The sequence below is a fragment of the Lysobacter sp. TAB13 genome, assembly GCF_052113885.1.
In the GTDB taxonomy this organism is placed as follows: Bacteria; Pseudomonadota; Gammaproteobacteria; order Xanthomonadales; family Xanthomonadaceae; genus Lysobacter; species Lysobacter gummosus.
Window position 1 is genome coordinate 1 of sequence record NZ_JBFRDR010000033.1, and the last position, 23,559, is coordinate 23,559.

The following is a 23,559-nucleotide window of genomic DNA, read 5'->3' on the forward strand; positions in this document are numbered from 1 at the left end:
CCGTTCGGGCGGGCGGTGTTGCCGCCCGGACGCGGGGCGCCGCCGGGGCGTCCGCCGGGCTTGCCGCCGGCCGGACGCGGCGCGTTGCCGCGCGCGGGGCGTTCGCTGCCGTAAGGATTGAAGCCCGGGTTGGCGTGATCGGACGGGAAGCTCGGGGCGTTGCCCGGGTGGCCGTAGGGACGCGTGCTGCGCTGGCCCTGACCTTGACCCTGGCCTTGGCCCTGACCGCCGCCGCCGCGGCGTTCGCCGTAGGGGCCGTTGCCGGTGCTGTTGCCGTTGCGATCGCCGCCGAAACCGCCGCCTTGCGGACGGCCGCGACCGGCGCCGGCACCGGCGCCCGGACCGCGATTGCCGCCGGCGCCGCCGCCGGGCTTGCCGGCGTAGGGCTTCTTGGCGCGGCCGTCGGGATTGCGATGGCCGCTGGGGCCGGTTTCGACGCCTTCGGGCACGTACCAGGTGCGGAACGCGGCCGGATTGCCGTCGGGCAGGGGCTTGACGCCCTTTTCCTTGCGCTGCTTGAACGGCTTCTGCGACTGGCGGGCGGCGGCTTCGCCGCTGACGGTCAGGCCGCCGGGCTTGCGCGGACCGCCGCGGCCGCGACCGCCGCGATCTTCGCGGACGTGGTCGAAGCGGCGCAGTTCGCGGCCTTCATCGGCGGTGTTGTGGCCGCTGACGTAGCCGGCCGAGCGCTCGCCGCCGGACAGGTGCACGGTGGACTTGGCCGCCTTGCGCTGGCCGATCACCGGCTGCAAGGTCAGCGCCGACGGGGTGCCGTCTTCCAGGCCCAGTTCGGTGCGCAGGGCATCGACCTTGTCGTTGACCAGTTCCTGCGACTGGCCGCGCAGCAGTTCGCGCGGCAGCGAAACGGTGCCGTAGCGGATGCGCTTGAGCCGGCTGACCTGGCAGCCCTGCGATTCCCACAGGCGGCGCACTTCGCGATTGCGGCCTTCCTTCACCACGACGCGGAACCAGTCGTGCGAGTCGGTGCCGCCGATGCGTTCGATCTCGTCGAACTTGGCCGGGCCGTCTTCCAGCGAGACGCCGCGGGCGAGGCGATCGACGAGGTTGTCCGGCACCGTCTCCTGGCCTTCGGGAGCGCGCACGCGGCAGACGTACTCGCGCTCGACCTCGAAGGAGGGATGCATCAGCGCATTGGCCAATTCACCGTCGGTGGTCAGCAGCAACAGACCGGTGGTGTTGATGTCGAGACGGCCGATCGCGATCCAGCGCGCGCCCTTGAGCGCGGGCAGGGAATCGAAAATGGTCGGACGGCCTTCGGGGTCTTCGCGGGTGGTGACCTCGCCTTCGGGCTTGTTGTACATCAGCACGCGAGACGGTTCGGTCAGCGCGCTGGCGACGAAGCTGCGGCCGTCCAGCTCGATCTTGTCGCCGCCCTTGATGCTCATGCCGATCTGCGCGGTCTCGCCGTTGACCTTGACCAGGCCGTCGGCGATGCGCTGCTCCAGCGCCCGGCGCGAGCCCAGGCCGGCTTGCGCGAGCACTTTGTGCAAGCGTTCTTCCAAGCGCGGCGCTTCGGGGGCCGTGCTGTCGCCGCTGCGCTTCAATGAGAGCTTGCGGGGTTTTTCGTCAGTCATTTCTGTTGCTCCGGCTGGTCGTCTTCGGACTCAGCCTCAAGTTCCGGAACGGTCGTCGTCTCGACGGCGTGTTGGTCTTGCTCGTGATCGTTCGCGTCCGCCGCGCGCTCGCCCGGCGCGGCTTCGGGGTCGTCCGAAAGGACGGTTTGTTCGGTGTGTTCGGTGTCGTCTTCGCTGTCGGCGGTTGCGCCGGCGGCTTCGGATTCGGTGGGTGCTTCATCGCCGGCTTCGGCATCGGCCGGAGCGTTTTCGGCGGCGGCGATTTCTTCATCGCCGTAGTCGTCGTCGTTGACTTCGCCGCGCTTGCCGGCCGGTTCGTCGGCGTGGCGGGCGGCGGTTTGCGCATCGGCGTCGCCGGTTTCGGAATCGCCCGGCGCCTGCTCGTCGCCGCCGTCGGCGTCTTCGTTACCGTGGCCGATGCCGCCGGCGGCGATCGCTTCGCCGCCGAACGAGAGCTGCGGTTCGAGCTCGCCGATGTCCTTGAGTTCCGACAGCGGCGGCAGTTCGTCCAGGCGCTTGAGGCCGAAGTAGTCGAGGAAGGCCTTGGTGGTGCCGAACAGGGCCGGCTTGCCGGGCACGTCGCGGTGGCCGACGACGCGGATCCACTCGCGCTCTTCCAGCGCCTTGATGATGTTGCTGCTGACCGCGACACCGCGGACCTGTTCAATCTCGCCGCGGGTGATCGGCTGGCGGTAGGCGATCAGGGCCAGGGTCTCGAGCGTGGCCCGGGTGTAGCGGGTCTGGCGCTCGGTCCACAGGCGCGCGACCCAGGGATGGACGTCGGCCTGGACCTGGAAGCGGAAGCCCGAGGCCAGTTCGACCAGTTCCACGCCGCGCTCGGCGCAGCCTTCGGCCAGCGTCTGCAGCGCGGTTTCCACGCTGTCGGCCGGGGCCGGCTGGTCTTCCGGGAACAGCGCGTGCAGCTGCGCCAGCGTCAGCGGCTGGTTGGCCGCGAGCAGGGCGGCTTCGACGATGCGGGTGACTAGGTGTTGGTCCATGTAACCGGGATTCGGGAATGGGGATTCGGGATTCGTAAGGGCGTGTAGCGGTTCAACCGTAGCGGAGAGCGGCGCGGCGCGATCGCCCCCGCGGCCGCGGATTTCGGAGACTGACTGACAGCGATGGCGCGCCGGGCGCTTGCAAGGTCCGGGTCGCGGACGGTCCGGCGCAGGCGCTCACAGGGCGCGATCGTCGTTGGCGGCGTCGTCGAACTCGCTGCTGAGCTCGATCTCGTCGGGGTCCTTCATCAGCGCCAGCGACTTGACGTAGATCGGCGCCAGCGGCCCGTCCTGCAGGATCTCGATCAACTGCTCCTTGGCCAGGGTCAGCAGCCCCAGGAAGGTCACCACCACGCCGAGCCGGCCTTCCTCGACCGTGAACAGCGTTTCGAAGCGGTGGAACACGCCGTCGTTCATGCGCGTGAGCAACTCGCCCATGCGCTGGCGCACGCTCAGCGCGTCGCGCTTGATCGCATGCTGGGTGTACAGCTCGGCGCGCTTGAACACGTCGTGCAGGGCCAGCAGCATTTCCTTCAACTCCACCGGCGGCGGCAGCTTCACCGAGGCCCGGTCCGGCACGTAGGCCTGCACCGGCACGGTGTCGCGGTCCTGGCGGGGCAGGCTGTCGATGTCTTCGGCGGCCTTCTTGAAGCGCTCGTACTCCTGCAGGCGGCGGACCAGTTCGGCGCGGGGGTCTTCCTCGATGCCTTCCTCGTTCGGCGCGCGCGGCAGCAGCATCCGCGATTTGATCTCGGCCAGGATCGCGGCCATGACCAGGTATTCGGCGGCCAGCTCGAAACGCATCTCGTGCATGGCCTGGATGTAATCGACGTATTGCCGGGTGATCTCGGCGACCGGGATGTCCAGGATGTCCAGGTTCTGCCGGCGGATCAGGTACAGCAGCAGGTCCAGCGGGCCTTCGAAGGCTTCGAGAATGACTTCCAGCGCGTCCGGCGGGATGTACAGATCCTGCGGGATCTGCAGCACCGGCTGGCCGTGGACCACCGCCAGCGGCATTTCCTGCTGCTGAGGCGTCGTCGGGCCGGGTAAGTGCCCCGTAGCGGGTTCGGTCGCGGCGGGCGCGGGGTCGTTGGTCATTCGGAACCGGCCCCTCCGGGCCGTGGGCACTGCAGTTGCAAGGATGCGTACGGCACAAGGCCGCATCGGGAATGCCGGACCGGTTGCGTACCAACCGGAATCGGAGCGTCCCTACGGGTGCTACGAACCACTCATTAAAGGCGTGTGCTTGGCCCGAACGATCCCGGCCTGCGCGACACGCGGGGCGTGGCGGCTAAGGCGTCGAGGGTTGCGGGCGCGGGCCGGTGGACTGCAGCGATGCAAGCGTACTGGCGCACCGATGGTGTGCGGGAGAGTACGGGTGCGGACGTGGCGACGGTGTGGGGTTCCGGTCGCGACGGGTTTGCTGCATCCGGCCTGACGGCAATTGAGGTTTAGGGTAAGGGCTGGGGGCGGCAGTGTCCAGCACCGGTATGAATGCCGGGTGGGGCGCGGTTCCCGGTTCAGACAAGCCGGGCCGCCCGCGCGCCGGTCCGGCCGGGTCGCCGGCGGCGGCTGGGCGGGGCGGATTAGTGCAATTGATCGGCGCGGCCGGGACACATTGCCCGGGGTTCGATCGCCTGCGGCGATCGGATTCGGTGGTCCGGCACATTGCAGGTGCCGTGCGGAGCGGGAACTCGCGGGCGATATCGCCAGGCCGTCCGCGCCGCTAAACTGCCGCGAGGGACTTTCATCCGCCTATATGGAATCGGGGATACAGATGAATCAAGCAAGGATCGCGGCCAGTTTGCTGGTCGTCGTGTTGTCGGCCTGCAAGGCCTCGGCTCCGGCCGAGAGCGCCGCTGCGGCGCCCGCCGCTACCCCGGCAGCCGCGCCGGCTCAGGCCGCCGCCGTCTCTCAGAGCGCTGCGCCGGCGGAAGCGAGCAAGCCGCAGCCCGCGGTTGCGACGGGCAAGATCGAGTTGACCGAAGGCGCGTGCAACAAGACCGAAGACGATTTCTGGTCGTTCTTCCAGGATTACGTGAACCGCGAGGACGTGCGCGCCCGCTACACCGCGCCGACCATCGAGATCCGCAGCTACGCAGACCCCAAGAAAGTGCTCGGCAGCGAGGCCGTGCAAGGCAACGGAGCGTTCAAAATCGGATTGGTCGACAATATGTGGTCCTACATCGAGCCTTCGCGTGCGGACGATGACACGCCCTACGATCGGGTCGAGCTGGACCTGCGCAACCAGGGCGATTTCATGCGCATGAATTTCTCGAAAGCCGAATATGCGCCGAACGACGATCTGATCAAGAAATTCGGCGCCCCGGGCGCCTATGTATTCCAGCACAAGGACAATTGCTGGCAATTGGTCCAAGAGCTGCGCTGACATTCATCCACAAGGAGAAGTGCGATGCCTAAGTACACGATTGTCGAATCCGTCGACAAGAAAAACACGATCGAACACATCCACGATCTGGGCGACATCGAGCGCCACCATCCCAGCCGCGGCAACGAATCCGGCCGCGTCTATGGAACGGTGAACGGCGAACGCGAAGAGTTGTTGGGCAACTACGCCGGCAAGGCGACGGTGTCCCGCGACGGCGATCACTATGTGTCGAAGGACTTTATCCTGCAGTCGGGCAGCATGAAGAGCGTGCCCGTTCCGGCGGTGGCCAACGGCTATATCGGCAAGATCGATCCGGCCAACGGCATCGTGCAGTTGTACGACAAGCCGGCCACCGATCCCAGCCGCGAGATGATCGCCCAGTACCGTCATCTGGATCTGCGCGGGACCAAGCTGGAAGTCGGCGACAAGGTCGAATACGGCCAGCCGCTGGCGCCGCAAGGCGGCTTCAACAAGGGCAATCCGAAAGCCTTCGGCGAGCACGTGCATATCGACATCAACACCGGTTACCTGCCGCAGATGGATCGTTACATCCGCGACATGGACAACGGCACGATCAGCACGGACAAGCGTCCCCCGCATTCGGAAAGCCTCACCGCCCCGGCCAAGGTGACCGATGTTTCCGGCAAGGGCACCGTCACCCATACCGGTCCCGGCGGCGGCGCGCATCACGACAAGCCGCATGCCGCCCCCATGGCCGACGGCACCCTGCGCAAGGACGAGCACGGCCCGGAAGTGAAGGCGCTGCAGGAAAAGCTCAGCCAGCTCGGTTACAAGGATGCCGACGGCAAGCCGCTGGTCGCCGACGGCAAGTTCGGCCAGCGCACCAAGGACGCGGTCGAAGCCTTCCAGCGCGATCACCATCTGAAGGAAGACGGCATCGCCGGCAAGGACACGCTGAATGCGTTGAAGACCGCGCAGCCCAAGCATGCCGACGCCGAGCCGACCCGTTCGGCCGATCCGGCGACGCGCGGGCCGCTGCTGTCGGACGCCGCGCATCCGGACAACGCGATGTACAAGCAGGCGGTCGGCGGGCTGGAAAAGCTCGGCGGCTTCAAGAACCATCAGGAGCTCGAACGCGCCGCGGCCACGCTGACCTACGACGCCCGCGTCAGCGGCCTGACCAAGATCGATCACGTGGTGCCCAACGCCAGCGGCACCGGCCTGTTCGCGGTGCAGGGCGGGCTCAACGATCCCAGCCACCAGCGCGCCTTCGTCGATCGCGCCCAGGCGACCCAGCAGAGCGTCGAGCAATCGACCCAGAAGCTGCAGCAGGATGCGCCGAAAGTGGCCGAGCCCGCGCAGGCTCAGCAGCAGGCGCGCTCGATGGTGGCGTAAGGCCCCCATTGCGCTGAGCTCGGCACGACGGCCCGCATCATTGATGCGGGCCGTCTTGTTTTCGCCAATCACCGCAAGCGGCATCGCCGTGCGCCGCGCGGCCGCCGCTACAATGCGCGTTCCCTACGTAGCTACGAAGTCGAGGCTTGGCCATGTGGTATCTGATCGAAGGTTATGACGTCGCCGACGCGCTGCCCAAGCGTGGCGAGGCGCGTCCCGCGCACCTGGCGCGCCTGCACGAACTGCGCGATCAGGGCCGCCTGCTGCTGGCCGGCCCGTGCCCGGCGATCGACGCGGAAGACCCGGGTCCGGCCGGTTTCAGCGGCAGCCTGATCGTGGCCGAGTTCGAATCCCTGGACGCCGCGCGCGTGTGGGCCGACGCCGATCCGTATGTCGCCGCCGGCGTGTATTCGCGCGTGGACGTGCGGCCGTTCCGCAAGGTCCTGCCGTGAGCGCAGGCCCGTTGCCGCGCGAGCAGCGCGTGGAAGCGATCCGCGTCGCCATCGAAGCGGCGCTGGCGCCGTCCGCGCTGGAGATCGAGGACGAAAGCCATCGCCACGCCGGCCACGCCGGCGCCCAGGACGGGCGAGGGCACTTCCGCGTCGCGGTGGTCAGCGACGCGTTCGCAGGTTTAAGCCCGATCGCGCGCCATCGCGCCGTGTACGCCGCGGTCGGCGATCTGATGAACACCGACATCCACGCCCTGGCGATCAGCGCGAAGACGCCGGACGAAGCCGCGCGCTGAAGCCGCCGTTGCGATGCGCGCGACCGGCGTTGCGATGAGCTGCGTCGTTGCGCACTGCAGCATGATTCGCCGGGCGAATTCGGCGACGCTGACGGCCTAACCGGTTTTCATAACAAGCGCTTTACACTCGTTCCTGAAAACGTTTACAGTCGTCCCACTTTCCAACCGCGAGGGGCGGCCAGGACAGTGGTGAGCGTGACGATCAAAGATGTCGCCCGCGCGGCCCAAGTGTCGGTGGCGACCGTATCGCGGACCTTGAACGGCCACGGCAACGTGGCCGAGGACGTGCGTCGGCGCGTGCTGGCCGTCGCCAACGACCTGCGCTACACCCCGCATGCCGCCGCGCGCAGTCTGAGCAGCCGGCGCACCCAGACCCTGGGCGTGGTGCTGCCGGATCTGCACGGCGAATTCTTCTCCGAACTGGTGCGCGGCGTCGATCAGGTCGCGCGCGAACACCGGCTGCATCTGCTGGTGTCGAGCTACCACGGCCGTCCCGACGAGCAGGTCGCCGCCTTGCGCGCCATGCGCGGGCGCGTCGATGGCCTGCTGGTGATGTCGCCGTACGCCGCCGCGCATGCCTCCATCGTCGAGGAACTGGCGCCGGCGCTGCCGATCGTGCTGATCAACGCGCAAAGCGACGCGCCCGACGTGCTGTCGCTGAGCGTGGACAACTACGGCGGCGCGCAGGCGATGGTCGAGTACCTGATCGCCAGCGGCCATCGCCGCATCGCCTTCATCGCCGGCCCGGAAGACAATTTCGACGCCCACGAACGCCTGCGCGGCTATCGCGAGGCGCTCGCGAGGCTGCTGCCGGATGCGAGCGAATGGGTGCTGCCCGGCGCATTCGACGAAGCCTCCGGCCATGCCGCGGGGCAGGCCTTGCTCAGCGCCGCGCAACGGCCCGACGCGGTGTTCGCGGCCAACGACATGATGGCCCTGGGCTGCCTGTTTTCATTGGTGCAGGCCGGCTTGAACGTGCCGGGCGACATCGCCGTGACCGGGTTCGACGACATCCCGCTCGCGCGCTACGTCCACCCGACGCTCACGACCATGCGGGTCAATATCGCCCAGCTGGGAGCGCGCGCGGCGCGCTTGCTGATCACGCGCCTGGGCGTGGATTCCAATGCGCCCGACGCGCAGCAACACGAAGTGCGGGAAGACGAGGTAAAGCAGCGGCGCAGCGAACCGCTGCGGCCGGAATTGATCGTGCGCGAGTCGGGAGTACGCCGGGGGGGCGGTGCCTGATCGCGTCGAAAAAAAATTTGGTCGCGCGTGTAAGCGATTACAGAACGAAGCCGCAACATCAATGCAACTTGCTGTACGTGCTCCTTGGAGGGAGGAACGCCGATGAACCCCAATAACAATCGACACAATCGCCGCCCCATAGCCGCTTTGCGCACCGGCGCCGGCCGCAACCTGCTGGCCTGCGCGCTGGCCAGCTGCCTGATGGTCGCCGCGCCGGCCGCGTTGGCGCAGAGCACGGCCGCGACCATCCGCGGCGTGATCAGCGGTAACGCAGGGCCCGCCGCCAACGCCAGCGTCACCGCGACCAATATCACCAGCGGCCTGAGCCGCAAGGCACAGACCGGCGCCGACGGCAACTACACCCTGGCCGGCCTGCCGCCGGGCACCTACCGCATCGAGGTCAACGCCGACGGCCAGACCAATACCCGCAACGTGACCGTGGCCGTCGGCCAGGCCGCGACGCTCAATCTGTCCACCGGCGGCGTGGCCGAGACCGCGCCGGCGGGCGAGGCGACCGATCTGGATAAGGTGACGGTGACGTCCACCGCGCTGGTCGAAACCAAGACCTCGGAAATCGCCACCTACGTCAGCAACAAGCAGATCGCCGCGTTGCCGCAGGCCTCGCGCAACTTCCTCGCCTTCGCCGATATCGTCCCGGGCGTGCAGTTCACCACCGGCACCGAAGGCTCGACCACGCTGCGCAGCGGCGCCCAGCTCAGCAACGGCATTAACGTCTATGTCGATGGCGTGGGCCAGAAGGACTACGTGCTCAAGGGCGGCATCACCGGCCAGGATTCCAGCCGCGGCAACCCGTTCCCGCAGTTGGGCATCGCCGAATACAAGGTGATCACTTCCAACTACAAGGCCGAGTACGACCAGCTCAGCAGCGCGGCGATCACCGCGGTGACCAAGTCCGGCGGCAACGACTACCACGGCAGCTTCTTCTGGGATCGCACCTCCGACCAATGGGCGTCGAAGACGGTGCGCGAGGAAAAGGGCGAGGTGCCTAAGGCCGAGCAGAAGCAAGAGCAGTACGGCGCGTCCTTCAGCGGCCCGCTGATCCAGGACAAGATGCATTTCTTCGTGACCTACGAGGCGAAGGAATACAACTCGCCGCGCGCGATCACGCCCGGCCGCAACTACCGCATCGAGGATCTGCCCGCGCAGTTCCAGGACATGGCGCGCCAGTCCATCAGCGCGCCGTTCAAGGAAGACCTGTACTTCGGCAAGATCGACTGGACCCCGGGCGACGCCCACCTGATCGAGTTCACCGCCAAGTACCGCAAGGAAGACGAGCTGACCAACATCGGCGGCGCCCGGCTCGCCGATTACGGCACGCTCAAGGCCGGCGAAGAAACCCGTCTGGACCTGCGCTACCAGTACAGCGCGGCCAACTGGCTCAACGACGCCCACCTGACCTATGAGGACACGACCTTCGGTCCGCGTCCGGCGACCCTGGCCAACGGCTTCCAGCTACGCGTGCCCAAGCAGGGCCAGGAAGCGCGGAACAACCCCGACATGGAAGAAGTGCTGTTCTTCGGCGGCGGCGGCGACTTCCAGGATAAGGGCCAGAAGGGTTACGCGCTGCAGAACGACTTCACCTGGAACGGCTGGGAAGGCCACACGATCAAGGCCGGCGTGAAGTACAAGGTGATCGACATCACTGCGATGGAGAAGCAGCCGTACTCGCCGCAGTTCCGCTACGACATCCGCAACTTCGCCACGCCCTACGAGGTGAACTTCTCCGGCACCGCCGGCGATTTCCCGCCCAGCGTGAAGTCGCGCAACAAGCAGTTCGGCATCTACCTGCAGGACGACTGGGAGGTCAACGAGCACCTGACCTTGAACCTGGGCCTGCGCTGGGATTACGAGACCACGCCGAGCTACGAGGATTTCCGCACGCCGGCCAATCTGGTCGCGGCCTTGAACGGCTTCTCCAACATTCATCAGCCCGGCGTCGACTACAACATCAACGACTACATCAGCACCGGCAACAACCGCAAGGCGTTCAAGGGCGGCTGGCAGCCGCGTTTGGGCTTCTCCTACGATCTCAACGGCGACGAGCGCCATGTGATCTTCGGCGGCGCCGGTCGCTCGTATAACCGCAATCAGTTCGACTACCTGTCGTTCGAGCGTTACCGCCTGGCGTTCCAGCAGATCACCTACCAGTTCAACTCGCCGAACCACAGCTGCACAGTCACCCCGACCGGCAACTGCTTCAACTTCGATCCGAGCTTCTACGATCCCGAGACCCTGGCCGCGTTGGCGCGGCAGCGTCCGAACGCGGGCAGCGAAGTGTTCCTGCTCAACAACGATCTGAAGACGCCGTATTCGGATCAGTTCAGCCTCGGCATGCGCAACGGCTTTGCGATGTTCGGCCAGGAATGGAATTCCTCCGCGACCTTGGTGCACGTGCGCAGCCACGACGGCATCTTGTTCGCGCTGGGCAATCGTCGCCCGGACGGCAGCTTCTATCCGCCGGGCGTGAGCTTCGGCAGCGCGCCGTTCGGCGAGAATCTGCCCGGTTTCGGCAAATTCTTCCTCGGCAATAACGCCGTGGAGACCAAGACCAATCAAGTGCTGCTGTCGCTGGACAAGCCGTTCTCGGAAGAGTCGGGCTGGGGCGTGAGCTTCGCCTACACCTATACCGACGCTAAAGAGAATCGCAACAACTCCGACATCTTCACCTTCGACTATCCGAACTTGGATAACGTGGGCTACACCCGTGCGCTGGGCGTGTCGAAGCATCGCTTCGTCGCCACTGGCATCATGGATTTCTACGGCATGACCTTGTCGGGCAAGCTGACCTTGGCCAGCCCGGAAGCCGAGGAATCGTTGAATTGCGTCAAGTACGGCGACAAGGCCTGTTTCTTCGATCCGTACACGCCGGGCAACACTATCGGCTTCAAGCAGTTCGACCTGGCCTTGCAGAAGGAATGGGACACCGGCGCGGGCTTCAAGATGTGGGCGCGCGGCGATGTGCTCAATGTCTTCAACTGGCGCAACTACATCGACTTCGACACCTACCGCGGCACTCAGACCGATCCGAACGAGAAGCTCGGCGAACGCCGCGACAACATCGCTCTGCCGACGCGCATGTTCAAGCTGTCGATGGGCTTCAACTGGTAAACCGCCGGCGCCGGCCGTCGCTGGACGGCTGGCGCCGCATCGCTGGGGCGCAATCGCGCCGGCGGATGTTGTTTGGTTGTATCGATACCCTCCATACGAAGACACAGGGGTCTTTGGTTTTCATGCGACGCGTCAAAACGACAACACGTGCGGTTTCTTTCGCTGTCCTGGGCACGCTGTTGCTCGTCCTGTCCGCCTGCAAGAAGCCGGAAACGCAATCGCAGACGCAACCCATCGTGAGTCCGGAGCCCGTCGTGGTCGAGCCGCTCAAGCAGGAGCGGCTGGAACTGCCACCGCTGTTCCGCGACATCGAAAAACGCACGTTCCAGTTTTTCTGGGACACGACCAATGAGCAGAACGGGCTGACGCCGGATCGATATCCGTCCAGGCCGTTCGCGAGTATCGCCTCGACCGGGTTCGCGTTGACCGCGTATCCGGTTGGTATCGAGCGCGGCTGGGTCAGCCGCAATCAGGCGGTGGATCGCACCTTGACCACGCTGAAATTCCTGCGCGATCTGCCGGCCGGGCCGCAGGCGACGGGCAAGGGCAGTTACAAGGGCTTTTACTACCACTTCCTCGACATGCAGAAAGGCCAGCGTTACGACAGCTGGGTCGAGCTGTCGAGCGTGGACACCGGCCTGCTGATGATGGGCGTGCTGTTCGCGCAGTCGTACTACGACCGCGACGAGCCGCGCGAGAAGGAAATCCGCGAGCTGGCCGACACGCTGTACAAGCGCGTGGACTGGACCTGGCTGCAGCAGAACAAGCCGCTGATATCGATGGGCTGGTTCCCCGAGAGCGGCTTTATCAAGCACGACTGGATGGGCTACAACGAAGCCATGCTGCTGTACGTGCTGGCGCTGGGCTCGCCGACCCATCCGGTCGGGCCGGAGGCCTGGACGGTGTGGACGCGCACCTACAACGACGTGTGGGGCGTGTACCAGGGCGAGGAGTTCCTGGCCTTCGGTCCCTTGTTCGGCCATCAGTACAGCCATGTCTGGATCGATTTCCGCGGCATCCAGGACGACTACATGCGCGAGCGCGGCATCGATTACTTCGAGAACAGCCGCCGCGCCGCCTACGCCCAGCGCGCCTACGCCATCGCCAATCCGATGAAGTGGGAGGACTACGGCCCGGAGGTGTGGGGCCTGACCGCCAGCGACGGGCCGCAGCAGACCTTGCAGGAATATCACGGCGAGCAGCGCCAGTTCCGCCATTACTCCGCGCGCGGCGCCGGCCTGCGCGAGAACTTCGACGACGGCACCATCGCGCCGACCGCGGCGATCGCGTCGCTGCCGTTCGCGCCGGAGATCGTGATCCCCACCACGGTGACCATGCACGAGCGTTACGGCGAATACATCTATTCCAGCTACGGCTTCCTGGATTCGTTCAATCCCAGCTTCAAGTACGACATCCCGCTGAAGACCGGCCGCGTGGTGCCCGATCACGGCTGGGTGTCGAGCGATTACATCGGCATCGACCAGGGCCCGATCCTGGCGATGATCAGCAACTACCGCAACGAGTTCGTCTGGAACGTCATGAAGCGCAATCCCTACGTCCGCGCGGGTCTGGAACGCGCCGGATTCAAGGGCGGCTGGCTGGCGCCGGCGGACGACAAGGGCAAGGACGGCGGCAAGGACAAGAAGGCGGCCGAAGAGGCCAAGCCCGAGGTGAAGCCGGCCGGCACCATGGACCCGGCCACGGCGCGCGCGCTGGGCGAGGCGGAATCGCGCGCCGGCCGCACCAACGCGCCGGCGAAGCAGACCGCGCCGAAGCCGGATTGACGGCATGAGGCGAGCCGGCAGTAACGCGCGCAGGGCAGGCGAGGGCGCCGAACCGGCGCCGCGCGCATGGGCGCTGGCGGCGATCGCGCTGTGCGCGGCGTTGTTGCTGAGCGCCTGTTCGCAGCGCGACGACGGCCGCGAGCGCGTGCGCTTCTGGGCGATGGGCTACGAAGGCGAGCAGGTGCTCAAGCTGATCCCGGAGTTCGAACGGCGCAATCCCGGCATCCGCGTGGAAGTGCAGCAACTGCCGATCAGCGCCGCGCACGAGAAATTGCTGACCGCCTTCGCCGGCGACGCCTTGCCCGATGTCGGCGCGATCGGCAACACGTGGATTTCCGAGTTCGCTTTGCTAGACGCGTTGACGCCGCTGGACGCGCGCCTGACCGATCCCGCCGCGCCGCAGCGCCAGGATTATTTCTTCGGCGCCTGGGACACCGGCGTGATCGGCGGCACCACTTTCGCGGTGCCGTGGTACGTGGAAACGCGCTTGCCGTATTACCGCCGCGACCTGCTCGAACAGGCCGGCATCCAGCGCCCGCCGACGACCTGGGACGAATGGAAGGTCGCGATGGCGGCGATCAAGCGCGAGGTCGGGCCCAAGCGTTACGCGACGTTGTTTCCGCTCAACGAGGCCGAGCCCTTGCTCAACCTGGGCATCCAGGCGCCGGAGCCGCTGCTGCGCGAGGACGGCCGCTACGGCAATTTCCGCAGCCCCGGGTTCAAGCGCGCGCTGAGTTTTTACCGCGAAGTCTTCGACAAGCAGTGGGCGCCGCTGGCCAGCAACACCCAGATCGCCAACGTCTGGAACGAGTTCGGTCGCGGTTACTTCAGTTTCTACGTCAACGGCCCGTGGAATATCGCCGAGTTCCGCAATCGCCTGCCGGCCGATCTGCAATCTTCATGGATGACCATGCCGCTGCCGGGCGAACACGGCCCGGGCGCCTCGGTCGCCGGCGGCGCCAGCTTCGTGCTGTTCCGCGGCGCCAAGCGCGAGGACGCGGCGTGGAAGTTGATCGCCTATCTGTCCGAGCCGGAGGTGCAGGCGAAGTTCCACGAGATCACCGGTGATCTGCCGCCGCGGCGCAGCGCCTGGAACGCACCCAAGCTCGCCGGCGACGTGTATGCGCGCGCGTTCCGCGATCAGCTCGAACGCGCGCGGCCGGCGCCGAAGGTGCCGGAATGGGAGCGCATCGCGACCGAGGTCAAGCTGGTCGGCGAACAGCTCGCCAATGGCCGGGTCAGCGTGGATGAGGCGGCGGCCGAGCTGGATCGCCGCGCCGATCGGATTTTGGAGAAGCGGCGGTGGATGTTGGATCATCAGACGCTTAAGCCTGCAGCGGGGGCGGCGAAGCAGGCGGCCGGCGCGGATCGGAGTTTGCGGGCTTCGGATACGGCGGTTGGGTCTGCGCCGGCTTCGGTTGGAGAACGCGGATGAAACCTGCCACCGCCGGCTGGGTGTTCGCCGGGCCCGCCGTCACCGTCATCGGCCTGTTCTTCGGCTTGCCGGTGCTGGCCGCGCTGGCGCTGAGCCTGACCGACTTCGATATCTATTCGCTGGCGCATATCGACAACCTGCGCTTTGTCGCCTTCGACAACTACATCAACCTGCTGCGTAATCCCTTGTTCTGGAGCGCGCTGGGCAACACCTTGTACTTCGTCGCCGCCGGCGTGCCCTTGTCGATCGCGGTGTCGCTGGGCGCGGCCTTGCTGCTGCATTCCAAGCTGGGTTTCTTCAAGCCGTTCTTCCGTACCGCGTTCTTCGCGCCGGTGGTGACCACGGTGGTCGCGGTCGCGGTGATCTGGCGCTATCTGTTCCACACCCGCTACGGGCTGGTGAACTGGGGCCTGTCGTGGGTCGGCATCGATCCGGTCGATTGGCTCGGCGATCCGCACTGGGCGATGCCGAGCATCATCTTGTTCGCGGTGTGGAAGAACTTCGGCTACAACATGATCATCTTCCTCGCCGGCCTGCAGGCGATTCCGGAAGACCTGTACGAGGCCGCGCGCATCGACGGCGCCAGTCAGGCCCGCCAGTTCCGCTACATCACCTTGCCGATCCTCGGGCCGGTGCTGCTGATGGTCAGCATCCTGACCCTGGCCGGGTATTTCCAGTTGTTCGCCGAGCCTTACGTCATCACCCAGGGCGGGCCGCTGCAAAGCACGGTCAGCGTGCTGTACCTGATGTACGAGGAAGGCTTCAAGTGGTGGAACCTCGGCAACGCCTCGGCGGTGGCGTTCTTGTTGTTCGTGCTGATGACGGCGGCGACCAGTGGCCTGATGTGGATCGCGCGCCGCAAGGGGATCGAATGAACGACTCGGGCATGCCGGCCTGGTTGGCCAAGGCGATCGTCAACGGTCTGTTGATCGGGCTGGCGGCGTTGAGCCTGGCGCCGCTGCTGTGGATGTTCGCGGTCTCGCTGATGCAGCCCGGCGAGGCCAGCGCGTTTCCGCCGCCGCTGTGGTCCTCCAACCCGACCTTGCACAACTACCATGAGCTGTTCTCGCGCATGGGCATGGGCCGGTATCTGTTCAACAGTTTTCTGATCTCGATCCTGGTCACGGTGATCGCGGTGTTGCTCAACACGCTGGCCGGCTACGCCTTCGCCAAGCTGGATTTCCCCGGGCGCGAGCGGGTGTTCCGCCTGCTGCTGGCGGCGCTGGTGATTCCGGCGCAGGTGTCGATGATGCCGCTGTTCCTGATGCTCAAGCAGATGGGTCTGATCAACAGCTATGCCGGCGCGGTGGTGCCGGGCATGGCGGGGATCTTCGGCATCTTCCTGGTGCGGCAGTACGCGCGCTCGATCCCGGACGAATTGCTGGAGGCGCCGCGCATCGACGGCGCCGGCGAGCTGCGGATCTTTTTCCAGATCGTGCTGCCGGCGTTGCGGCCGATCCTGGTGACCCTGGCGATCTTCAGTTTCCTCGGCGCCTGGAACGATTTCATGTGGCCGTTGATCGTGCTCAGCGACGAGAACCTGCAGACCTTGCCGGTCGCGCTGGCGTCGCTGTCGCGCGAGCACGTGCAGGACAACGAGATGATGATGGCCGGCTCGGTGGTGACCGTGGTGCCGGTGTTGCTGTTGTTCCTGGTGCTGCAGCGGCATTACCTGCAGGGCCTGCTGGTCGGCAGCGTCAAGGGCTAGAACACTCAGCCGCGATGCGCGGCGCGGACAAGGTGGAAGGAATGTCGGAACGCTACCTCTCGGTCGTGGCGCGCGTGCTCGCCGCTTGGCGACGCGCGCTGAGCTTGGCTGTTGTGGGAGGGCCTTCAGGCCCGATGCTTTTTTCTCAGATCGCTGAGAACCCTGAGCTTGTGTCCACAACTGGCTTGGCAGTTCGGCGATCTGAGACGAAAGCATCGGGCCTGAAGGCCCTCCTACAAAAGACTTCGCGGCGCGCGTCGTTGCTGTTGGTGCTGGCGGCGGCTCATGGCCATGCGTTCGCTGCGCAGCCTCAGGTACTCGACGATTTCGAATCGGCAACACCGTGGAAGGTCGTGGTCTCCGATCAAGTCACCGCCAGCCTGCGCAAAGTCGAAGGCGCGCAAGGCAGCGGCTTGTGCCTGGACTACGATTTCAACGGCGTATCCGGTTACGCCGGCCTGCAGCGCGAGTTGCCGCTGGAATACCCGGACAACTATCAATTTGCGTTTCAGCTGCGTGGCGATTCGCCGGCCAACGATCTGCAGTTCAAGCTGGTCGATGCCAGCGGCGACAACGTGTGGTGGGTCAACTCGCCCAAGTACGATTTCCCGAAACAGTGGACGCCGGTCGTCTACAAGAAACGCCAGATCGGCCGCGCCTGGGGCCCGGCGCCGGACCCGAGCCTGCGCCGCAGCGCCAAGCTGGAGTTCACCGTCTACAACAGCGCCGGCGGCAAGGGCTCGGTGTGTTTCGATTCGCTGAGCCTGCAGGCCTTGCCACTCGATCCGAGCGGGCCGTACACCGGCACGGCGAGCGCCTCGACGGCCGATGCGAACGGCGCGGCGGCGAACGCGGTCGATGGCAAGCCCGACACGGCTTGGCGCGCGCGCTTCGATGCGGCGCAGCCGCCGCAACTGGTGTTCGACCTGGGCCGCAAGCGCGAATTTGGCGGCGCGATCCTGCGCTGGGCCGACGATGCATACGCCTCGGTCTATCGGTTGCAGTTGTCCGACGACGCCCGCCAGTGGCGCGACGCAGCGGCGGTCGGCGATGGCGACGGCGGCGCGGATTATCTGGCCTTGCCTGAGTCGGACGCGCGCTATCTGCGCCTGCAGCCGCAGGCCGGCCCCGGCGCGTCGTTCGCGCTGGCCGAATTGCAGGTGCAGCCGTTGTCGTTCGCGGCGACGCCGAACGATTTCGTGCGTTCGATCGCCGCGCAGGCGCCGCGCGGCCGCTTCCCGCGCGGGTTCAGCGGCGAACAGCCGTATTGGACTTTGATCGGCGTCGATGGCGGCAGCGACCAGGGCTTGATCGGCGAGGACGGCGCTGTCGAAGTAGGCAAGGGCGGTTTCAGCCTGGAACCGATGTTGATCAGCGACGGCCAGCTGGTCACCTGGGCCGATGTGCAGACCTCGCAATCCCTGCAGGACGGCTATCTGCCGATGCCGTCGGTGCATTGGTCGCATCCGCGCTTCAAGCTCGATGTCAGCGCGTTCGCGTCTGGCGATCGCGCCCGCTCGCGCCTGACCGCGCGCTACCGCCTGCATAACGACACCGCGCAACCGCGCAGTTACGTGTTCGTGCTGGCGCTGCGGCCGTTCCAGGTCAATCCGCCGACGCAGTTCCTCAGCCAGGTGGGCGGCGTCAGCGAGATCCGCGCGCTGCGCAGCGACGAACACGGCTTCAGCGTCGAAGGCGCCGCCGCCAGCGGCTCGGCGGAGAAAACCCGCAGCCGGCGCGTGCAGGCCAGCGCCGCCGATGCGGCCTACGCGATGAGCTTCGATCACGGCGAAGTGGTCGAACGCCTGGCCCGCGCCGACTGGAATTCACCGTGCGCGAATTGCACGCCGGCCGGCGAGATTCTGCGCCGCCTCGGCGGCAGCGCCATGAGCGCGGTCGCCAACGATCGCAACGCGCTGGCATCCGGGGCCTTGTTCTACCGGGTCGAACTGGCGCCGGGGCAGTCGCGCGAATTCACCTGGAGCACGGCGCTGTCGGGCGCGGACGAGGCCGGCTTCGCCGATCTGGCCGAAGTCGATGCCCTGCAAACGCTGGTCGCACAACAGTGGCGCGACAAGCTCGACCGCGTGCAACTGCGCGTGCCGCGCGTCGGCCAGCGCGTGGTCGATACCTTGCGCACCGGGCTGGCGCATATGCTGATCAGCCGCACCGGCCCGCGCCTGCAGCCGGGCACGCGCTCGTATGCGCGCGCCTGGATCCGCGACGGCGCGATGATCGGCGAAGGCCTGTTGCGCATGGGTCGCGAGGACGTGGCGGAGGAGTTCCTGCGCTGGTATGCGCCGTATCAGTTCGGCAACGGCAAGGTGCCGTGCTGCGTCGATGACCGCGGCAGCGATCCGGTGCCGGAGAACGACAGCCACGGCGAGCTGATCTTCACCATCGCCGAGGTCTATCGCTACACCCACGACCGCGCCCTGTTGGAATCGATGTGGCCGCACGTCGAGGGCGCGATGCGCTACATGGACGGGCTGCGCCAGAGCGAGCGCACCGCGGCCAATCGCGAACGCGACCCGGCCTTCTACGGGATGATGCCGGCCTCGATCAGCCACGAAGGCTATTCGGCCAAGCCGATGCATTCGTACTGGGACAATTTCTGGGCGTTGCGCGGTTACAAGGACGCGGTCGAGATCGCGTCCTGGCTGGGCAAGGACGCGCAGATCAAAACCTTCACCGCCTCGCGCGATCAGTTCCGCGAGGATCTGTACGCCTCTATCGGCCACGCCACCGGCCGTCACGGCATCGACTACATTCCCGGCGCCGCCGAACTCGGCGATTTCGACGCGACCTCCACCACCATCGCGCTCGCGCCCGGCGGCGAGCAGGGCCTGCTGCCGCAGGCGTTGTTGAACAACACTTTCGAGCGTTACTGGAAGGAATTCGTAGATCGCCGCGACGGCCGCCGCGAGTGGAAGGACTACACGCCGTACGAGTTGCGCACCATCGGCAGCTTCGTGCGCCTGGGCTGGCGCGAGCGCGCGCATGAGGCCCTGGCGTTCTTCTTTAACGATCAGCAGCCGCGCGGCTGGAATCAGTGGGCCGAAGTGGTCTCGCGCACGCCGCGCAAACCGTTCTTCGTCGGCGATCTGCCGCATGCCTGGGTCGAGTCGGACTATGTGCGCTCGGCGCTGGATCTGTTCGCCTATACGCGCGATGTCGATCAATCGCTGGTGATCGCCGCCGGCCTGCCGGCCTCGTGGCTGGACGGCGAGGGCGTGACAGTCGCCGGCCTGCGCACGCCGTATGGCGCCTTGGGCTATCGGTTCAAGCGCGAAGGCGCGAAGGCGACGCTGGAGATCGGCCCGGGGCTGCAAGTGCCGGCCGGCGGCGTGATCGTGAAGTGGCCGTTCGACGGCAAGCCGGGCGCAACCCGGGTGGACGGACGCGAGCGTGCGTGGAAAGACGGCGAGCTCAGGATCGAGCGGGTGCCGGCGAAGGTTTCGATTCAGTTGCCGTAAGCGGTCGGCGCGCGCTGCGATGGATCGAACGCGCGCCGCGCTATCGCGTTACGGGCACCAATGCACGTCGAGGCCGACGTCGCCTTCCATGCCGATCAACACCGGCCAGCGCTTGATGTCGCCGCTGGCCACGGCCTGGCGAAAGGTCTCGCGCTTGGCCTTGCCCTGGATCAGCAGGAAGCGCGCTTGCGCGTAAGCCAGCCCGACCGGGGTCAGGCTGATGCGCTTGCTCCATTGGCGCGCGCCGGGCGCGCCGCTGGCGTCGATGGCGACGTAGGGCTGCTTCGAGGCCAGCACCCGGTCCAGCGCCGGCAGGCCGGGAAACAGCGAGGCGGTGTGGCCGTCTTCGCCCATGCCCAACACCGCGGCGACCGCGCTCTGGCGTGCGTGCGCGTTGGCGAAGGCGACGGCTTCCTCCAGCGTGCGGCCGGGCTGGGTCAATGATTCGAAACGCGCGGCGGCGGCGTTGTCGCGCAGCAGGTGCTGGCGCACCAGCCAGGCGTTGGCGTCGGGATCGTTCGGCAACAGCCAGCGCTCATCGACCAGGGCGACATCGACCCGCGCCCAGTCCAGCGGCGCGCGCGCCAGGGCGCGGTAGACCGGCGCCGGCGTGGTGCCGCCGGACAGCAGCAGGCGCGCGCGCGGACGCCGCGCGAGTTCGCGGCGCAAGTCGGCCGCCAGCGCCACCGCGCAGGCCCAGGTCCAGGTGTCGAGGCTGCGGTGTTCGTGCCAGCGGTACGGCGTGGCCTGAGGTTGCGCCGGATCGTGCGGGACGGGTGAGGAGTCGTCGAGCATGCGGCGATCTTCGCACGCCGGGGTTTAAGGCGGTGTGCTCGCCGGCTGTGACTTATGCCTCATGCGCTTGGTTGATTGGCACACGAATTGATTGCGTGAGCGTCGGTCGCGCCGCCGCGACGGCGAGTCGCGGCGTGCGGGCGCGCGGTGTGCGCGCCTGATTCAGCGATGAGATTCGAACGGTCTGATGCGAACGGTTCGCTTGCGGCGATCCGACCGATCGTGCAGGACTCAGGCGACCGGCCCGAGCCGCGACGCCAGCGCCGCCGCGCCGAGCAGGCCGGGCTGGGCGTGAGTCACCGCCAGGGTCGGCACCCGCGCCATCGTCGGCGAGAACCGGCCCTTGTGCTCGAAGCGTTGGCGGAAGCCGGAACGGGACAGCCACGGCATCAGCTTCGGCACCAGTCCGCCGGGCAGGAACACGCCGTCCCAGGCGCCCAGGGTCAGCACCAGATCGCCCGCGGCCGCGCCGAACACCGCGCAGAACACGTCGATCGCGCGCAGGCAGCGCACGTCGCCTTCGCGCGCCATCGCGGTGATGTCCTGCGGCTGCAGCGGGCCGGGGTCTTCGCCGGCGATCTGGCTCAGCGCGCGATGCAGGTTGACCAGGCCGCTGCCGCTGAGCAGGCGCTCGTTGGAGACGCGGCCGAACTCGCCCGACAGGCGCTGCAGCACTTCGATTTCTTCCGGCGTGCCGGGGGCGAAGCTGACGTGGCCGCCCTCGGTCTGCAACGGGTAGTAGCGGCCGTCGCGGCGCAGCAGCGCGCCCACGCCCAGGCCGGTGCCGGCGCCGATAATGGCGTAGGTGCGGTCGCCGCTGTCGTTCCAACCGTTCCAGCGCACGCCACCGATCGGCACCACGTCGGCCGGCTGCAGCAGCGACACCGCCATGGCCTGCGCGGCGAAATCGTTGACCAACTCCAGCCGCGACAGCCCCAGCGCGATGCGGGTGCGTTCGGAGGAGATCACCCACGGATGATTGGTGATCCGCGCCTCATCGCCGTCCACGCGGCCGGCCACCGCGAACACGCCCTGGTCCGGCGTCGCGCCGGTGCGGTCGAGGTAATGCCGCGCGGCATCGGCCAGCGACGGAAAGTCGGCGACCGCGAACACCTGCACGCTGTCGGGCAGCAGGGCGGGGGTGGACGGGTCGGAAGAGGCGAGGGCGAAGCGGGCATTGGTGCCGCCGATATCTGCGAGCAATGCACCGCTCATGCGTGGCCTCCGCCGTTGCTGTTGCCGGGCCGGTAGCCGTTGGTGGGCGGCAGGTAGCGTTCGGCCTCGCTGGGGCCCCAGGAGCCGGCCGGGTATTCGAGCGCCGGCTGGCCGGTCTGGGTCCACGCGGTTTCGATGCTGTCGATCCAGTGCCAGGCGGCTTCGACTTCATCGTCGCGCACGAACAAGGTCTGGTTGCCGCGCAGCACGTCCACGATCAGGCGCTCGTAGGCGATGCGCCGCTGCGGCGAGCCCGACATCGACAAGTCCAGCGACATCGGCTTGAGTTCCATCGCGCCCCATTCGGGCGCGGCCAGACTGCCCATCAGGCCCAGCTCGATGGTTTCGTCCGGTTGCAGGCGCATGCGCAGGCGGTTGGGGCGCTCGCGGCCGCGGCGCGGGCGTTCGAACAGCCAGTGCGAGGTCGGCCGGAACGAGACCACGACTTCGGTCGCGCGTTCGGCCAAACGCTTGCCGGTGACCAACCGGAACGGCACGCCGGCCCAGCGCCAGTTGTCGATATAGGTTTCCACCGCGACGAAGGTCTCGACCGTGGATTCGTGCACGAAACCCTTCACAGCGCGCCCTTCGACCACGCCGGCGGCGTAGCGGCCGCGCACGGTGCGCGAGGCGACATCGTCGTTGCTCATCGGCCGCAGCGCGCGCAGCACTTTGCGTTTTTCGTCGCGGATGCTGTCGGCGTCGAGCACCGACGGCGGCTCCATCGCGATCAGCGCCAGCAGCTGCAGCATGTGGTTCTGGACCATGTCGCGCAGCGCGCCGTAATTGGCGTAATAGCCTTCGCGCCCGTCCACGCCGGCGGTTTCGCCGACGAAGATGTCCACCGACTCGATCCAGCGATGCTCCCACACCGCTTCCAGCAGGGTATTGCCCAGACGCAGCGCGAGCAGGTTCTGCACCGCGGCCTTGCCCAGGTAGTGGTCGATGCGGAAGATCCGCGATTCGTCCAGGCAGGCCTTGAGCGCGGCGTTGATCTCGCGCGCCGAGGCCAGGTCGCGGCCGATCGGTTTTTCCAGTACCAGGCGCGATTCGCCTTCCAGCAGGCCGGCGGCTTTCAGGCCTTTGGCGCAAGGCACGAACAGGTCGGGCGGGGTCGCCAGGTAGCTCACGCTCGGGCGGTCGGCGTAGGAGGCCAGGGCCGTGGAGATGGCCGCCTCGTCGCGCAGATCGACCGAGACGTAGGCGATCTTGCCCAGCAGTTCCTCGACCACGGTCGGGTCGTCGGCGACCTCGGAGGCCATGCGCTCGCGCAGCCAGGCGCGGAAGTCGTCGTCGGACAGCTCCTGGCGGCCGACCGCGACGATCCGGAACGCCGGCGGCAGCAGCCGGTCGCGCCACAGATGGACCAGCGACGGGAACAGATAGCGCTGGGAGAGATCGCCGGTGGCGCCGAACAGCAGCAGGGTGTCGTGCATGGAACCGCGAGCTCTGAAAGTGGGGGAAACAGCGATCGAGCGCGGCAGCTGCGTTCGGTCGTGCGCCGGGAAGGCTCCCGGCTCGGGTCCCAAGCATATCGCCGCTCGGGGTCAGGGCGAATATTCGTTGCTATGGATGTCGGTTGGTGCGGGGTTTGGGGGTGCCGGCAGTAGCAGTCTTGGTGGGCGGGGGGCGTGATTTGGGGCGGCAAGGTGTCGCCTCACCAGTGCTTACCCGCGAATCCACCCGTCC

Annotated in this window: 17 protein-coding genes and 1 pseudogene; 11 read left to right on the forward strand and 7 right to left on the reverse strand. The window is 67.0% G+C overall.

The genetic code is table 11. The features are described 5' to 3' along the window. The 3 genes from AB4Y92_RS23950 to AB4Y92_RS23960 all read right to left on the reverse strand — a co-directional run. Positions 1 to 1,595, reverse strand: a 1,595-nt coding sequence (locus AB4Y92_RS23950; RefSeq protein WP_441821903.1) for a pseudouridine synthase, incomplete at its 3' end; no start/stop codon positions are given. Then, positions 1,592 to 2,593, reverse strand: coding sequence for an SMC-Scp complex subunit ScpB (gene scpB, locus AB4Y92_RS23955; protein WP_441821904.1), 1,002 nt, complete (start codon positions 2,591 to 2,593; stop codon positions 1,592 to 1,594). The genes AB4Y92_RS23950 and scpB, both read right to left, overlap by 4 nt. 177 nt (positions 2,594 to 2,770) lie before the next feature. Continuing rightward, complete coding sequence (locus AB4Y92_RS23960; protein WP_441821905.1) at positions 2,771 to 3,691, reverse strand: segregation and condensation protein A; 921 nt, start codon at positions 3,689 to 3,691, stop codon at positions 2,771 to 2,773. A gap of 706 nt (positions 3,692 to 4,397) precedes the next feature. Here AB4Y92_RS23960 and AB4Y92_RS23965 point away from each other — a divergent pair. The 10 genes from AB4Y92_RS23965 to AB4Y92_RS24010 all read left to right on the forward strand — a co-directional run bounded on the left by AB4Y92_RS23965 (position 4,398) and on the right by AB4Y92_RS24010 (position 16,384). Next, the gene (locus AB4Y92_RS23965; RefSeq protein ID WP_441821906.1) at positions 4,398 to 4,982 is read left to right on the forward strand and encodes a hypothetical protein; all 585 of its coding nucleotides are present in this window, start codon (positions 4,398 to 4,400) and stop codon (positions 4,980 to 4,982) included. Positions 4,983 to 5,006: 24 nt separating this feature from the next. Then, positions 5,007 to 6,338: an XVIPCD domain-containing protein gene (locus AB4Y92_RS23970; RefSeq protein WP_441821907.1), complete on the forward strand. Its 1,332-nt coding sequence runs from the start codon at positions 5,007 to 5,009 to the stop codon at positions 6,336 to 6,338. Between the two features lie 152 nt (positions 6,339 to 6,490). Continuing rightward, a complete protein-coding gene (locus AB4Y92_RS23975; protein ID WP_441821908.1) occupies positions 6,491 to 6,790 on the forward strand; it encodes a YciI family protein in 300 nt (99 codons plus the stop codon). Then, positions 6,787 to 7,083 carry a BolA family protein gene (locus tag AB4Y92_RS23980; protein ID WP_235114552.1) on the forward strand — a complete coding sequence of 99 codons (297 nt, stop codon included), beginning with the start codon at positions 6,787 to 6,789 and terminating at the stop codon, positions 7,081 to 7,083. The genes AB4Y92_RS23975 and AB4Y92_RS23980 overlap by 4 nt, the downstream gene beginning before the upstream one ends. Positions 7,084 to 7,272: 189 nt before the next feature. After that, positions 7,273 to 8,328, forward strand: a complete 1,056-nt coding sequence (locus AB4Y92_RS23985; RefSeq protein ID WP_441821909.1) for a LacI family DNA-binding transcriptional regulator — start codon at positions 7,273 to 7,275, stop codon at positions 8,326 to 8,328. A gap of 201 nt (positions 8,329 to 8,529) precedes the next feature. Next, a complete protein-coding gene (locus AB4Y92_RS23990; RefSeq protein WP_441821928.1) occupies positions 8,530 to 11,457 on the forward strand; it encodes a TonB-dependent receptor in 2,928 nt (975 codons plus the stop codon). Between the two features lie 122 nt (positions 11,458 to 11,579). Then, on the forward strand, positions 11,580 to 13,241 hold the full coding sequence (locus AB4Y92_RS23995; RefSeq protein WP_441821910.1) for a glucoamylase family protein: 1,662 nt from the start codon (positions 11,580 to 11,582) through the stop codon (positions 13,239 to 13,241). Positions 13,242 to 13,245: 4 nt separating this feature from the next. Then, on the forward strand, positions 13,246 to 14,676 hold the full coding sequence (locus tag AB4Y92_RS24000) for a sugar ABC transporter substrate-binding protein (RefSeq protein ID WP_441821911.1): 1,431 nt from the start codon (positions 13,246 to 13,248) through the stop codon (positions 14,674 to 14,676). Next, positions 14,673 to 15,551 carry a carbohydrate ABC transporter permease gene (locus tag AB4Y92_RS24005; protein WP_057943143.1) on the forward strand — a complete coding sequence of 293 codons (879 nt, stop codon included), beginning with the start codon at positions 14,673 to 14,675 and terminating at the stop codon, positions 15,549 to 15,551. The genes AB4Y92_RS24000 and AB4Y92_RS24005 overlap by 4 nt, the downstream gene beginning before the upstream one ends. Next, complete coding sequence (locus AB4Y92_RS24010; protein ID WP_441821912.1) at positions 15,548 to 16,384, forward strand: carbohydrate ABC transporter permease; 837 nt, start codon at positions 15,548 to 15,550, stop codon at positions 16,382 to 16,384. The genes AB4Y92_RS24005 and AB4Y92_RS24010 overlap by 4 nt, the downstream gene beginning before the upstream one ends. A 52-nt stretch (positions 16,385 to 16,436) precedes the next feature. Here AB4Y92_RS24010 and AB4Y92_RS24015 read toward each other — a convergent pair. Beyond that, positions 16,437 to 16,526: pseudogene (locus AB4Y92_RS24015) on the reverse strand (DUF6053 domain-containing protein); the annotation flags it as partial. Positions 16,527 to 16,653: 127 nt separating this feature from the next. Here AB4Y92_RS24015 and AB4Y92_RS24020 point away from each other — a divergent pair. Continuing rightward, positions 16,654 to 19,860: a discoidin domain-containing protein gene (locus AB4Y92_RS24020; RefSeq protein WP_441821929.1), complete on the forward strand. Its 3,207-nt coding sequence runs from the start codon at positions 16,654 to 16,656 to the stop codon at positions 19,858 to 19,860. Positions 19,861 to 19,908: 48 nt separating this feature from the next. On the opposite strand, the gene pgl is transcribed toward AB4Y92_RS24020, so the two are convergent. From pgl to zwf, 3 genes are all read right to left on the reverse strand, one after another. Then, positions 19,909 to 20,655 (reverse strand): 6-phosphogluconolactonase, encoded by a 747-nt coding sequence (gene pgl / locus AB4Y92_RS24025; protein ID WP_441821913.1) that lies wholly within the window; start codon positions 20,653 to 20,655, stop codon positions 19,909 to 19,911. Between the two features lie 231 nt (positions 20,656 to 20,886). After that, positions 20,887 to 21,870: a glucokinase gene (gene glk, locus AB4Y92_RS24030; RefSeq protein WP_441821914.1), complete on the reverse strand. Its 984-nt coding sequence runs from the start codon at positions 21,868 to 21,870 to the stop codon at positions 20,887 to 20,889. Continuing rightward, entirely contained in the window at positions 21,867 to 23,306 is a 1,440-nt protein-coding gene (gene zwf / locus AB4Y92_RS24035; RefSeq protein WP_441821915.1) for a glucose-6-phosphate dehydrogenase, read from the reverse strand. The genes glk and zwf overlap by 4 nt, the downstream gene beginning before the upstream one ends. Between the last annotated feature and the right edge of the window lie 253 nt (positions 23,307 to 23,559).

What these genes read in the sequence shown, in the direction of transcription:
- zwf (WP_441821915.1), bottom strand. Translation starts at nt 23,306, where the DNA reads ATGCACGACACCCTGCTGCTGTTCGGCGCCACCGGCGATCTCTCCCAG.
- glk (WP_441821914.1), bottom strand. Translation starts at nt 21,870, where the DNA reads ATGAGCGGTGCATTGCTCGCAGATATCGGCGGCACCAATGCCCGCTTC.
- scpB (WP_441821904.1), bottom strand. Translation starts at nt 2,593, where the DNA reads ATGGACCAACACCTAGTCACCCGCATCGTCGAAGCCGCCCTGCTCGCG.
- AB4Y92_RS23960 (WP_441821905.1), bottom strand. Translation starts at nt 3,691, where the DNA reads ATGACCAACGACCCCGCGCCCGCCGCGACCGAACCCGCTACGGGGCAC.
- AB4Y92_RS23995 (WP_441821910.1), top strand. Translation starts at nt 11,580, where the DNA reads ATGCGACGCGTCAAAACGACAACACGTGCGGTTTCTTTCGCTGTCCTG.
- AB4Y92_RS23970 (WP_441821907.1), top strand. Translation starts at nt 5,007, where the DNA reads ATGCCTAAGTACACGATTGTCGAATCCGTCGACAAGAAAAACACGATC.
- AB4Y92_RS23990 (WP_441821928.1), top strand. Translation starts at nt 8,530, where the DNA reads ATGGTCGCCGCGCCGGCCGCGTTGGCGCAGAGCACGGCCGCGACCATC.
- AB4Y92_RS24000 (WP_441821911.1), top strand. Translation starts at nt 13,246, where the DNA reads ATGAGGCGAGCCGGCAGTAACGCGCGCAGGGCAGGCGAGGGCGCCGAA.
- pgl (WP_441821913.1), bottom strand. Translation starts at nt 20,655, where the DNA reads ATGCTCGACGACTCCTCACCCGTCCCGCACGATCCGGCGCAACCTCAG.
- AB4Y92_RS24005 (WP_057943143.1), top strand. Translation starts at nt 14,673, where the DNA reads ATGAAACCTGCCACCGCCGGCTGGGTGTTCGCCGGGCCCGCCGTCACC.
- AB4Y92_RS23975 (WP_441821908.1), top strand. Translation starts at nt 6,491, where the DNA reads ATGTGGTATCTGATCGAAGGTTATGACGTCGCCGACGCGCTGCCCAAG.
- AB4Y92_RS24010 (WP_441821912.1), top strand. Translation starts at nt 15,548, where the DNA reads ATGAACGACTCGGGCATGCCGGCCTGGTTGGCCAAGGCGATCGTCAAC.